This is a genomic window from Puia dinghuensis (assembly GCF_014642875.1).
GTDB classification, from domain to species: Bacteria; Bacteroidota; Bacteroidia; order Chitinophagales; family Chitinophagaceae; genus Puia; species Puia dinghuensis.
Map to the genome: position 1 here is coordinate 285137 of NZ_BMJC01000003.1, position 12211 is coordinate 297347.

14 protein-coding genes and 1 pseudogene are annotated in these 12211 nt (G+C 51.5%); 5 read left to right on the plus strand and 10 right to left on the minus strand.

The window, feature by feature from the left end; genetic code table 11:
* Positions 1 to 26: 26 nt before the first annotated feature.
* Both IEY39_RS14530 and IEY39_RS14535 read right to left on the minus strand, forming a co-directional pair.
* On the minus strand, positions 27 to 272 hold the full coding sequence (locus IEY39_RS14530) for a hypothetical protein (RefSeq protein WP_188932774.1): 246 nt from the start codon (positions 270 to 272) through the stop codon (positions 27 to 29).
* Between the two features lie 91 nt (positions 273 to 363).
* Positions 364 to 1212 (minus strand): alpha/beta fold hydrolase, encoded by an 849-nt coding sequence (locus tag IEY39_RS14535; protein WP_188932776.1) that lies wholly within the window; start codon positions 1210 to 1212, stop codon positions 364 to 366.
* 53 nt (positions 1213 to 1265) lie between these two features.
* On the opposite strand from IEY39_RS14535, the gene IEY39_RS14540 reads away from it, so the two are divergent.
* The 3 genes and pseudogenes from IEY39_RS14540 to IEY39_RS30240 all read left to right on the plus strand — a co-directional run.
* Positions 1266 to 2102, plus strand: coding sequence for an aminotransferase class IV (locus IEY39_RS14540; RefSeq protein ID WP_188932778.1), 837 nt, complete (start codon positions 1266 to 1268; stop codon positions 2100 to 2102).
* A gap of 111 nt (positions 2103 to 2213) precedes the next feature.
* A complete protein-coding gene (locus IEY39_RS14545) occupies positions 2214 to 2444 on the plus strand; it encodes a hypothetical protein (RefSeq protein WP_188932780.1) in 231 nt (76 codons plus the stop codon).
* Positions 2445 to 2524: 80 nt separating this feature from the next.
* A pseudogene (locus IEY39_RS30240) lies at positions 2525 to 2692 on the plus strand (putative toxin-antitoxin system toxin component, PIN family); the annotation flags it as partial.
* A gap of 52 nt (positions 2693 to 2744) precedes the next feature.
* Here the strand turns inward: IEY39_RS30240 and IEY39_RS14555 are convergent.
* The 3 genes from IEY39_RS14555 to IEY39_RS14565 all read right to left on the minus strand — a co-directional run bounded on the left by IEY39_RS14555 (position 2745) and on the right by IEY39_RS14565 (position 5085).
* The gene (locus IEY39_RS14555; protein ID WP_188932781.1) at positions 2745 to 3731 is read right to left on the minus strand and encodes an EndoS/ChiA family endoglycosidase; all 987 of its coding nucleotides are present in this window, start codon (positions 3729 to 3731) and stop codon (positions 2745 to 2747) included.
* Positions 3732 to 3899: 168 nt separating this feature from the next.
* Positions 3900 to 4310, minus strand: a complete 411-nt coding sequence (locus tag IEY39_RS14560) for a hypothetical protein (protein ID WP_188932782.1) — start codon at positions 4308 to 4310, stop codon at positions 3900 to 3902.
* A 190-nt stretch (positions 4311 to 4500) separates the two neighbouring features.
* Positions 4501 to 5085, minus strand: coding sequence for an ORF6N domain-containing protein (locus tag IEY39_RS14565; protein WP_188932783.1), 585 nt, complete (start codon positions 5083 to 5085; stop codon positions 4501 to 4503).
* Positions 5086 to 5245: 160 nt separating this feature from the next.
* On the opposite strand from IEY39_RS14565, the gene IEY39_RS14570 reads away from it, so the two are divergent.
* Entirely contained in the window at positions 5246 to 6760 is a 1515-nt protein-coding gene (locus IEY39_RS14570; RefSeq protein ID WP_229688911.1) for an RICIN domain-containing protein, read from the plus strand.
* A 21-nt stretch (positions 6761 to 6781) separates the two neighbouring features.
* Here the strand turns inward: IEY39_RS14570 and IEY39_RS14575 are convergent, their stop codons facing one another.
* The 5 genes from IEY39_RS14575 to IEY39_RS14595 form a co-directional block, all read right to left on the minus strand.
* Positions 6782 to 7528, minus strand: coding sequence for a peptidase associated/transthyretin-like domain-containing protein (locus tag IEY39_RS14575; RefSeq protein WP_188932784.1), 747 nt, complete (start codon positions 7526 to 7528; stop codon positions 6782 to 6784).
* 1 nt (position 7529) lies between these two features.
* Positions 7530 to 8180, minus strand: a complete 651-nt coding sequence (locus tag IEY39_RS14580) for a cytochrome b/b6 domain-containing protein (RefSeq protein ID WP_188932786.1) — start codon at positions 8178 to 8180, stop codon at positions 7530 to 7532.
* A 56-nt stretch (positions 8181 to 8236) separates the two neighbouring features.
* Positions 8237 to 9127 carry a helix-turn-helix domain-containing protein gene (locus IEY39_RS14585; protein WP_188932788.1) on the minus strand — a complete coding sequence of 297 codons (891 nt, stop codon included), beginning with the start codon at positions 9125 to 9127 and terminating at the stop codon, positions 8237 to 8239.
* Positions 9128 to 9164: 37 nt separating this feature from the next.
* On the minus strand, positions 9165 to 9983 hold the full coding sequence (locus tag IEY39_RS14590) for an SDR family oxidoreductase (RefSeq protein WP_188932790.1): 819 nt from the start codon (positions 9981 to 9983) through the stop codon (positions 9165 to 9167).
* Positions 9984 to 10103: 120 nt separating this feature from the next.
* The gene (locus tag IEY39_RS14595) at positions 10104 to 11033 is read right to left on the minus strand and encodes a serine hydrolase (protein ID WP_188932792.1); all 930 of its coding nucleotides are present in this window, start codon (positions 11031 to 11033) and stop codon (positions 10104 to 10106) included.
* A gap of 42 nt (positions 11034 to 11075) precedes the next feature.
* Between IEY39_RS14595 and IEY39_RS14600 the strand changes: the two genes are divergently transcribed.
* Positions 11076 to 12206, plus strand: coding sequence for a tetratricopeptide repeat protein (locus IEY39_RS14600; protein WP_188932794.1), 1131 nt, complete (start codon positions 11076 to 11078; stop codon positions 12204 to 12206).
* Positions 12207 to 12211 lie beyond the last annotated feature (5 nt).

Here is a 12211-nt window from a genome sequence, read left to right on the forward strand (position 1 = left end):
GGTGCATCCCTTTGTTTGTTGATGAGCTAATTGTCGTCCTGGCGTTTGCCGCTGCCCATGTTCTCAGTCAGATCATTGCTGTCCATGCTTTGGGTTTTGTTACCTGGCTGCTGGCCAGCGTAGCCTGGCTGCCCGCCGGTGTTGCCCGACTGCCCGCCAGCGCCCCGATTACCGGCTTTATTTGCTTGCTGTTGCCGGCTGGGGTCCATTTTATCTTTCTTTTGCTTTTTTGCCGGCTTGTTCTTGGTTTGTTTTTCATTTGACTGTTGCATAATCGATCGATTTGGATTAACAAAGCATTCTCTGTGTTATCGCAGCAATTTTCCGGCCAGCCCGGGGAGGTTATATCATGCGATGGGCAGATTATTTCATCCGATCCATGCCTTCGAAGGTGCGGCAGGGGGTGCGGAAGAATTTGTTGACGAGGGGATTGAACTGGTCCTTTTTATAGATGACGACGGAATGCCCGGAGTTGGGCACGATCCAGAGATATGACCGGGGGATGTTTTGGGCGATCTGCCAGAGATGGAGGGAGGGGATGGCGTCGTGATCACCGCCCACAACCATGGTGGGGCATTGGATGACGCGCAGCTGCTCCAATGTGAGGTGTGGCTGATAGAGATCGAGCTCCGTCGTTTTCAACAGGTTCTTTTCGGCGGGTGTGAGGGCTCCTTTATGATGTAGCGTGTCTGCTACCCTTTCCATATAGTGAAAGATATAGGGATCAACGCCCGTAGTGTCCGGCCACAGGTTGGGTCCGGAAATGACCATCTTCTTTATTTTATCGGGATGGCGCAATGCCAGCAGTATGGCGCTGATGCCGCCGTCGCTCCACCCGATGACATAGCAGCTGTCGATATGCAGACTATCGCAAAGGGCGTTGAAGTCGTCCGCCATTTCTTCGAAGCTGAGGGAGTCGCTGGCGTCTGTTGATCTTCCGTGTGCACGGCTGTCAACCGCGATGACTCGATAGTACTGGGAAAAATAGGGTATCTGGTTGTAGAAGACTTTCATGGACTCGCCGTTCATGTGAAAGAGCAAAAGCGGGTCGCCTTTTCCATAGGTTTCATAGTAGAGCCGGATGCCGCGGGTGTTGAGATAGTGTCCGGCTGCTTTATTGTTGCCGTAAGCAACCGGCTGGGCAATGGTCTCGATCCGGGAAGTCAGACAGGCAAGTAGTAAGAGAAGGAGGCAGGTAGTCCGCGATGGCATGGGGAGAGTTTTAGTGAAGATAAATTATCTTTAATGAAAATGCGACCCATACCATGGAGCTTTTTGCTTTTGTCAATGATGATCTTGTTCCCGCCGGGCAGGCTTCGCTTTTGGTCAGCGACCTGTCGATTCAACGCGGTTATGCCATCTTTGATTTCTTCAAGACGCTGAACCATAAGCCAGTTTTTTTGGATGCTCACCTGGAGCGTTTCTTTCATTCTGCCTCACGACTGCGGCTGGAGGTAGGAAAAAGCCAGGATGAGTTGGGCGAGATGATCGGGGTCTTACAACGGAAGAACGGGATTCCGGATTCAGGCATCCGGCTGGAGCTTACGGGTGGATATTCGGAGGATGGGTATACACCGCCAACCCGGCCCAACCTGGTGATCACCCAAAAGCTGGTGAAGCTGGAGATCGCAGAGACATTGACCAGGAGCCTCCGGCTGATGACCTATGAGCACCAACGGCAATTGCCGGATGTCAAGACGATCGACTATCTGATGGCGATATGGCTGTTCCCGCTCCTGCGGGAAAAAGGGGTGGACGATGTGCTCTATTACTGGAATGGAATTATTACCGAATGTCCGCGATCGAATTTCTTTATCGTCACGGCGGATGATGCAGTTGTTACGCCGGCGCGGCATATTCTCAAAGGCATCACACGGATGAAGATCTTAGAGATAGCGAAGACGCAGTTTAGGGTAGAAGAGCGTGATGTCACCGTTGAAGAGTTGCGGACGGCGAAGGAGGCTTTTGTGACCAGCACAACGAGGAATCTGCTGCCCGTTACGCAGATAGATGGCGTACCGATCGGTACGGGTGAGATGGGGCCGGTGGCAAGGTGGTTGAATTGGGAGATGTATGCGGTTGTGAGCAATGGCCTGCTTTAGCATTTGTAAGTATTGGCAATCAACACGTTAATCTGATAAAACAGCCAACCCGACGCATTTCCTAAATACCCGATTTCGATGTAAATTTGTTGATAATACAATGCGACTATTATGGACAGAATCGTTTTGGAAGTTGATGACAATACAGGCAAAATCTACCGGAATTTTTCTCCGGAAAGTAAACAGCAATTTAATGAGGCCGTAAGTCTGATGCTGAAAAAGGCTGTAAACGACATGTCCCTTCCTGATTATAAGAAAAAAATGGATGAAATAGGTTTAAAAGCTGTTACTGCTGGCCTTACTCCGGAAATTCTGGACGAACTATTAAAGTCGAATGATTAAAATCTTCGTCTTTGACACCAATAGTCTAATAAGCGCACACCTCTTGCCATTGTCCGGTATTCGAAACAACTGTACCCGTTGTTGCCTGCCGTGATCCAAAAGATGACAAATTCTTATCCTTAGCTTTAACAGCAAAGGCCGATTGTATTATTACAGGTGATAAGGACTTGCTCGTCCTACATCCCTTCAGAGAAATACCTGTCTTAAATTCCGCAGATTTTTTAACTAGGTTCGGCCAGGCCCACTAAAGCGTAAGCGGCGCCCTACGGGCGCCGCTGGTATTGGGTGATGATGGGTTGTTTATCTTACTGCACGGAAGATCGTGTTGGTATATGCCGAATCCACATTGCCGGCGAAGACCATGATACCGGCCTTTGTACCGCCCGAGGGTTCCCAGGCCGCAAAGGTGGTGGCGTCGCTCAGGCTGTTATATTGTTTGGACATGCCGTCCGTGGTCTTGGAGTCGCCGATGTGTGGCGCCCAGTTGTTGAAGCGGGAATAATCGTCTTCGAAATAACCCATATCTTCTACGAAGTTGAGGTATTTCGCGACGCTGCTGTGCTGACCAATCGCAAAGCCGGCCTGTGCGCCGTCATAGATAGCGGCGGTGTACACCGTGGTCGTGCTATTGGAAGACAGCGGACCGAAATAAGAGCCAAATGCTTTTATAAGATTGGTGTAATTGGTATTGGCTGCCGTGCCTCCCAGGTGTTCGACGTCGAGGGCGATGCCATCGAAATGCAAGGAGTCGATGATGCAGGCCTTTAAATAGGCAGCAAACTGTTTATAGGTGAGCCCGGTGCCATTCCACATAGTGAAAGGGGTGGTCGTATTCCAGGAGGAAGCGTCATCGACGTTCATCAATACTTTGACACCGCGTGCCTGCAAGGTATGCACATCACGGAGAATGTCGGCATAGTGATGATAATGGGGGTTGACGGTGAGGATATAGCTGCTACTGCTACCATAGTGCACCGAATCGGCCAGCTCATAGGCCGAGCCTTCGAACAATACCACTACGTTGGCATTATTGGCGAAATTGGTTAGCGGCAGATTGACGACAGGGCTGCCGGTTGGCGTTGCGTCGAAAGCATAATAAGCCACTTTGAAATTGGGTGGTGTGGGCAGGGCGGCCAGGGCGGCTGCCGACCGGGTGAGTGCGGCAGACCTGGCGGCGTCAGCGGTTGTTCCGTCGCCGGTGGGGTTAGGTCGAAAATCGCTCATTTTGGCACAGGAAGTAATGCCGAGAATAGCTACGAGGAGTAGCACGCAGTGCTGTCTTTTCATATGCAAGGTTTTTATTGTTAAATTGACGGTTGTTTTTCCGTCGGCGGGAAGTTAAGAGGGAATTCGTTGCAATCGATTGCTAAAATAGACATGGTAGAGAATAACACTTACCCGGACCGGTAGTGCCTACCGATGCCGGGTTAGTATTATTTGGGAAGAGTCCGGTGATCAATGCGGCCTGGGGAAGAGCATAGCAAAAGTGATCAGCGCCACATAGGGCAATGCCAATACACTGAGAGAGATCAACAGATGGCGCCGCTGCTTTGGATGCGCATCCACGAGACCTTCATATTTTCCAAAGATCTTCTGGTCGCGGTCTTTTACAATAAAGATATAATGGAAGAGGGCTGCCGTCAGCGCATAAACGGACCCGGCAAATATCATGGACTGCATCGGTGATGTAAACCGAGTATGTTTTATAAAATGTAAATAAATGGATTCGAACAATAGAAGCCAGCCGCCGGAGCCTATAGAAAACAAGTACATGGCCTGGGTGCGAAAGTTCATGCTTTGCCGATAGAGGCTTAACCTGTAGAAATAATTGTAGATATTAAAATACAGGTAATCTACGTGTTTCATAGATACGTTTTCAATTTAGGGTATTGATCTTGGGTTACGGTCCCTTTAATAACGCAATTTGAGGGGTAATAGTACTTTGACGGATTGGGCCGGTTTGTAATTTATTGGTTTTCAATTAGGGTTTTATAAATTATTTAGTTCCGGCCAGTGGATGGCCGGATAAGGACGAGGCGCCCGAAGGGAATGGGCGTCAGCGCTGTTTGAAGCCGATGCGTTCGCGGTCATCCCACTTGCGCTGGCCGGCTTTTTCGTCGAGGAGGTTTTCCATGGCGTCGTAGATCTGGCTGAGCTGGACGTCGTGTTCGCCGATGCGGTCTTTGATCTCCTGCAGCTGCTGTTTTTGATCGAGCTGCGTATAGATGATGCGGCGCACTTCGACAAAGGCGCGCATAATGGCGATGTTCATGTTGATGGCCTTTTCCGAATGGAGGATGCCGCTGAGCATCGCAACTCCTTGTTCTGTAAAGGCATAGGGCATATAGCGGGTTCCGCCGCGGCCGGTTTTTGAGGTTTCAGATTGCAACCTCAGATGTTGGAGGGAGTCTGAAACCGGTACGACGACGTTTGAGGTTTCATTTTGCAACCTCAAAGCATCGAATTCCTCCTTGGTCAGCTGGAACATGAAGTCAGGAGGAAACCGTTGAATGTTGCGCTTTACCGCCAGGTTGAGGGCTTTTGTCTCCGTTTCGTAAAGGGCTGCTAAGTCCCTGTCCAGCAATACTCTTTCGCCTCTGATCTCGTGGATTCTGTTTTGGATACTTTGGATTATCTGCATACTCTGGATATTAAGCCGATGTCGAAAATACTAAATTAATGCGTTGTATCCTAACCTCCATTTTACCCCCCATCTTTTGCCGATTTGCCCCCCGGGTTCCCTTGTCCCCCACCGTAATTTGTTCTAGCCATTATTCGCTTAACCTAAAATATAAATAACCATGAAACGATTGCTTTTCCCGGCCAAGGCCATGGGATATGCCTGTATGTTGGCCTCTTCCTTTCTTCTTCTATTCTCGTGCCAGAAATCAGTAAATGATCTTACAACAGCCGGTAGCTCCAGGTCCGGAAAGACCACGGCAGCAACTTCCGCAGCAGTAACAGCCAATATCGCTGTCAACAGCGTCAAAGGATTGAACTGGGCCGACCCCAACGATAATTTTTCCAGCGGCAATGTGGTTCCTACCGGTCTTAGTTCTTCAGACAGTTATGCCACCACGCAGTCGAAGGCCAATAATATTCTCGTTGCATTTCAGCAGCAGGGAGCCAATACCATCCGCATACCTATTAATACCTACACCGTAAACAACGGATGGTGGGGCTCCTACACCGGCGCCATCGATGCAGCCGTGTCGAAAGGCATGAATGTTATCCTGGGCTATTGGGATGTTTCCGGCGGAAATGGTACAGTGGCTAATACTACCGATTACTGGAACATGTGGAGCACGGTGGTAAACAAATACGGCAGCACCTCCAACGTATTTTTTGAAGTATTCAACGAGCCACACGGATACTCGGTGGCTAACCTGACCAATCTCTATGCCACATGGCTGTCCAACTATTCGTCGGTGCCTGCTGGCAGGGTGCTGCTGGATGGCGCCGGATACGCTACAGATGTAAATGATGTTGGCGCCGATTCGCGGTTAACTGGTTGCTTGTTATCCTATCACAATTACACCTGGTTCAACAACAACCTGACCACATCGGCCGACTGGGAAAACTCGCTCCAATCCATCAACTATGCTTCGCGTACTATCATGACCGAATTTGGCGCCCCGATGACGACCGGTGATAATTATCTCGGCGCACCAGGCTCCAACCGGGACATTGCCTATATCCAAGGTGTTACCAACCAGCTCAGGGCCAGCGGTATGGGCGGAGTATATTGGCCGGGACTACGTTCTGGCGATAGCTATAGCTTACTAACGCTTTCCGGAACTACTGTTTCTCTTAACAATAGCAGCGGGTTAAGCCGGATCCAATATGCGTGGGGCAGTACCAGCATCTCGCAACCGTATGGTTCGTTCACCTCCGGTGCATATTATAAGATACTCGACCGCAATAGTGGCGACGCGCTGGAGATTTATAACCAGTCCACCACCGCGGGAGCCATCGCCGACCAATGGTCATACTGGGGCGGCAACAACCAGCAATGGTCGTTTAGCAGTCTGGGCAGCGGGTATTTTAATCTTATCAATCGCAACAGCTCTATGTACCTGGATGTCAACGGCGCCTCCACCGCGAACGGTGCTTCCATCATTCAATGGACGTCCAATGGTGGTTCGAACCAAAAATGGCAAGTCATCGACATCGGTTTCGGTTACTTTAAAGTTGTCAACCAAAACAGCGGTCAGGACATGGATGTCAACGGCGCCTCCACGGCAAATGGCGCAAGCGTTATTCAATGGCCCAATAACGGCGGCCGGAACCAGCAGTGGCAGATAGTAGGGTTATGATCTTATTGTGAAAAACCGGGGCTAATTCTCCAGTGGATGGGGATGGTCGACGGGGAGATTGCGGCGCCACGCCTCGCGGAAGTGGAAGCCGCAATCTTTTATGTATTTGTAGAATTCGTAATCGTTTTCGCAGTTGCGGATGAAATCGTAGGATGGGCGGTATAGCCGCATAAAGGTATCGAGCAAGGGTTTCTGGAGGCCCGTTATTTTTTTGACAAGGGTGCGGTTGAAGCGATAGTCGACGTATTTATCTTGTTCTTCTTCGATGAGGCGGCGTTGTAAAGCAAGGGTCTGGCGGATCTTTCGGGCATTGAAGATCGCGTCGAGACTGAGTCCGACCCCAGCGCCCGAGCCGCCTACGATATAGTCGGGAGAATAATCGAAGACCTTGCGGTATTCTTCGCGGTTAGCAAGCGAATCATATCGATAGGGCGTCGGTTTTACCACGACGAGGGGAAGGCTGTCGACCGTCACGGCAAGACTCATATTCAGCGGATAATCACGGGCGATGCGTCTGACGGCGATCTTGGCGGTATGCCGGCCGAGATAAGAGAAATATATGGAGTCATCGAGGGGTAGTCTTACCCGATAGTGCCCTGCGGAGTCGGTCATGGTGCCTGCACCCGAATTGCTCAGCACGCTGACGCCGGGCATGGTGAAGAGCCGTGTCTTGTCAAACACCGTACCCGTGATCTCTTGCATCTGTGCCGTTGCCCTACAGCAAAACAGCGAGAAGAGCATCGTCCCTATAATAGGCCACTTGTTCACGTTATCCCCTTTTCTTCCCATGGATCATCCCCGACACCAGGCCCGGATGACGGCCCAGGTCGGCCCGGATGACGCCGGCCAAATGTAAAATGATATACCCATAGATAATATACTGTACAAAAGCATGCAATGACTTCACCGGCGCCCGCCACTGCTGGAAGAGCGGCACGTCCTCGAATGCCAATATCAGGCCGGTGCAGGCCATGAGGAGGATGGCGGTGTAAAAAACAAGATAGCCACGCTTGACCAGAAGATAGTGTTGCTGTTCGCCCTGTTGCTGCGGATTCGCCGGCCGGAAAGTCAATGCGGCCCTGATGCGGCTACGCAGCTTTTCTTCGCCGGGCTGGGCTATCTCGATGATGAGCCGGGCCACCAGGAAAAAACAGAGGATATAGCCAAGCCAGGTATGTAGTCCCCATAGTTTATCGTTGAACTCATGAGCGACGGCCCTTGCCTGATCGGGCGAGACGACGACGCCTTTTTGCCGCAGCTGGCTTTGCACCAGATCGATGTTATTGCGTGTCCGGAATACGGTAGAGGCGAGGCCGACGGTGATGAGGGATGCCGTCAACACGATGAAGAAGGTCCAGTGCCAGATACGGATGCCGAGACTATGGCGCTCGTTAAGATCCAGGGTGATGTCGGTATTCAAGATGAGCCTTTTAGGGCGTCAATATACCGAATTTTTTGTATGGGGAGAAAGGAGGACTAGTTAAGCGCTTGTTTTTTGAATTGGTTGGGGCTGAGGCCAACCTCCTTCTTGAACAACCGGGAGAAATAGGGCAGATTCTCGAAGCCTAATTTATATGCCGTCTCTGAAACGGTATAGTCGGGCCCCTTCAGGAGGTTCTTTGCCTCGGAGATGAGGAAGATATGGATGTGCTCAATGGCAGTCTTGCCGGTCTCTTCTTTCAGCAGATCGCTGAGATAGCGGGGAGAGAGATGCAGCGTCGAGGCCATATAGTTCACCGTGGGAAGCCCCTGGGTTTCGAGAAGGCCCCGCTCGAAATAATCGGAAAGCTGCTGGTTGAATTTCGATACGGTAGCGCTGGTCAGGATGTTACGGTTCAAGAACTGCCGCTTGTAAAAGCGCTGGGAATACTTCAATATGGAGTCGATGTGCGTGAGGATGATCTCACGGCTATATTCGTCGGGGTTGTTGGTATATTCGGACTGTATCTTATCAAACAATTCCCAGATGGTCCGCTCTTCCTTTGGCGACAGATGCAGCGCTTCGTTGGACTCATAATCGAAGAAGCCATATTTTTTGATCTCTGAATGAAGAGGATGGCCATTCAGGTAGTCTTCATGAAAGAAGATGAGAAAGCCATCCTCCTCCAATTCGAGATCGCGAAATTCGATAAGCTGACGCGGGCGGAAAAAGGACATGGAACCATTCTCGTGGTCATATTTCGTTCGCCCATAGCGGATGACGCCCGACTTGAGCTTCTTGAACCCGATCATATAGAAATCACTGGTAAACTCCCGGTCTCCCAGGGTGCAGGCATGGTTGCAACGGACCGCAGAAAACAGCGGGTGTTCGGGCGGCGCCCAGCCGTTGTCTGTAAGCACGGAGACGAGTGTTTTATAGTGTTTCATTTTTTCGGGCTTATAGAAGTTACATAAAAGTTACAATTTATTTTCCATGTGCGGCGGTTGCCACGGCGTCCCACGCTTCCCAGGTAGCCATGCGATCGGTATAGGTCTGCTTTGTCCACGGCAGCGCCAGTTTACCTAAAAAGAGCCGCAGTGGGGGATTTGGACTATCTACCAATTTGAGGATCGCTTCGCTGGTAGCCTCGGGTATTCCCCATATGTCGCCGGACGCGGAGGCATGAAAGGCAGCCTTTACCGGCTCATATTCCTGCATAGGCGTCGTCTGGAAAGCGGAAGCGCCGCTCCAATCGGTGGCGAAGCCATTAGGTTCGACGAGGGTAATATTGATCCCGAACTCCTTGACCTCCGTGGCCAGCGTCTCGCTCATCCCTTCGACGGCAAACTTGGATGCATTGTACAGTCCCAGGACGGGTAAGGTTACCAACCCCAATACGCTCGACACCTGAATGATATGGCCACTGCCCTGTGCCCGCATAAAAGGAAGGGCTGCCTGAGTGACCCACAGGAGACCGAAGAAGTTGGCTTCCATCTGGTCGCGGGCTTCTTTTTCAGTAGTCTCTTCGACGGCGCCGAAAAGGCCATAACCTGCGTTGTTGATAACAACATCGATGCGGCCGAAATGTTCTTTTGCCTTTTTCACCGCGGCAAAGCTGGTGCCCCTGTCGGTGACGTCCAGTTGGATCGGGAGCAGGGAATTACCGTATTGTTTTTTTAGATCATTGAGCGTGCTGAGGTTGCGGGCGGTGGCGGCTACCTTGTCGCCACGTTTTAAGAAGGCTTCGGCCCAAAGTTTCCCGAAACCGCGGGAGGCTCCGGTGATGAAGATGACTTTTCCCATTTTTTTCTTTTTAATGGACCAAAGGTATTACGCCACCGGGGCGGGGCGTTTGCACAAAAGTCGGGAAGATTGATACGGATTTACCCGGGCGCGTAGAAGCAGGCCGGCTGGGGTTGGAAGCTACATATGCGGGAGTGCCGGATACGGGTAATGAGGTTCGAAATAGTTCCAGAGCAGGGCGGAAATATGGCGGGCGAGCTGCCAGGCTTCGTTGTCGGGGACCCAGCGCTGGTCTTTGTTGTTCTTCGTAGCTGTATAAAAGACATAGTCGCCATGCGGGGCGTTGACCAGGACGACCTCCGATCGGGAGTCATCGACCATCCCCTGTTTCGATGCCGCCTGGACATAGGGCGGGATGGCGGACAGCGCATATTCATCATAGAAGATATGGGTCATGAGGCGATACATATTTTGGCTGGCGTCGGGATTGATCACTTCGCCGTTGTGGATCATGGTCACGAGGCGGGCCATCTCTCGGGGTGTGGTCTGTCCCCAGCCATAGAGCTGCCGGTTTGTTTCGCGGCCGGGTGTCCGGTTGTTGAGCCGGGTATCCTGAAAGCCGTGGGCCTCCAGCCAGGCGTTGATGGCCAGGCCGCCGCCTGCAAGCCTTTCGCACCAGACCGCCGTCGTGTTGTCGCTGTTGGTGATCATCAGACTGATGGCGGTGCGTAAATCGGTTGTCGAGCTATCTTTGAAGAATTGCATGAGGCCGGATCCTTTTCTTGCCATCGAGTCGCGGTAGACAAGGGATTGATCATAGGTGTAAGCGCCCTGGGATATCTTGTCGAAGATGCCGACGAGGATGGGTATCTTGATGATGCTGGCGGTGGGGAAAATGGTATCCGCGTTGATCGCCACTTCCCTACCCGTCCGCAGGTTATGGACATAAACACCGGCGACGCCATGGAAGCTGTCGATGAGGGGACGGAGGCGGGCTTCGAGCGTTTTGTCGGGCCGGGTGGCTTTGTCGGGACGGGTGGTCTGGGAAAAGGAGGCGTGTTGGAGGGCAAGGGCAGCCCCGAAGAGAAAGAGCCTGCTTAGGACATTCATTAACAAGAGATTTATTTGTAATTTAAGGATAAAATCACTCCGATGACCTTTGCACACACCCGAAAGACCTTTTTCCCACCAGAGCCGCTTCCAGCGGCTCGACCGAAGGTCAGACATAAGCGGTTTGCGCGAATACGCCTAAGTTCATTCAAAGGCGTATTCGCGCATATATTTCTCTCCGCGGCGGCCACGCTCGGTGGTTGCCGGCTACCCGAGCCGCCGGTGAGCAAAGAAGAAGCGTTGGCCCTGGCGCACCGGGTCGAACATAGCGTGGCTAAGCATGACTCCACCATACTCAATAGGATTTTCGATGAAAAAGCGCTGTCGCAGCGGGTGAGCGATGCAAGCAGCATGTTTATGAACCACAACCTCATCGCCGGCGCCGTAAAGGGGGTGGCGCAAGGGGGGCTGGGCAGCAAAGTCGTACGGGCAATAGGCGACGAAGGGACATACCAACTGATAAAACAATACGAAAAAGACGGCCTGCAGCATATCCTCTTCCGGCTGTATGGTAACGAAGGGGTGAATTACCACGACTTTGAACTGGTAAAGCGGGATGAGGGGATAAAGGCGGCCGACCTTTATATTTACACCACTGGGGAAAACATCAGCAAGACACTGGCCGACGCGCTGAAGCGCCTCAATAGCAACGGCACCAACAAGGACCTGAAGAAAACGGATAATATCAAGCAACTGATCGAACAGGGGGAATATGAACAGGCGAATACCGTATACGAAACGCTGCCGGCCGAGCTTAAGAAGGAGAAAGCCTTTCAGCTGATGCATATCCGCATCTTTTCGCATTTCAGCACCGACCGCTATATCGGGGCGCTGCGTGAATACAAGTCGCTCTTCCCCCATGACCCCAATATGTACCTGCTGATGGTGGATGCCTATTCGCTGCAAAAGGACTATCCCAAGGCGCTGGAGTCGGTGAATAAATTGGATTCGCTCATCGACAAAGACCCTTTCCAGGATTATGAGCGGGGACTGATCTACAAAATGATGAAGGATACCGTCAACGAACTCATCTGCTTCGAACGGTTGCATAAGAACATGCCCGAATTCAAAAAAGGGACATACGAATTGATCAACCTGTACTTTTCTATGGCAGAGCCCGTTAAGGGGGCGGCGCTTATCAAAGAAATGAATGATACGGCTACGGCCAAATAGACGCG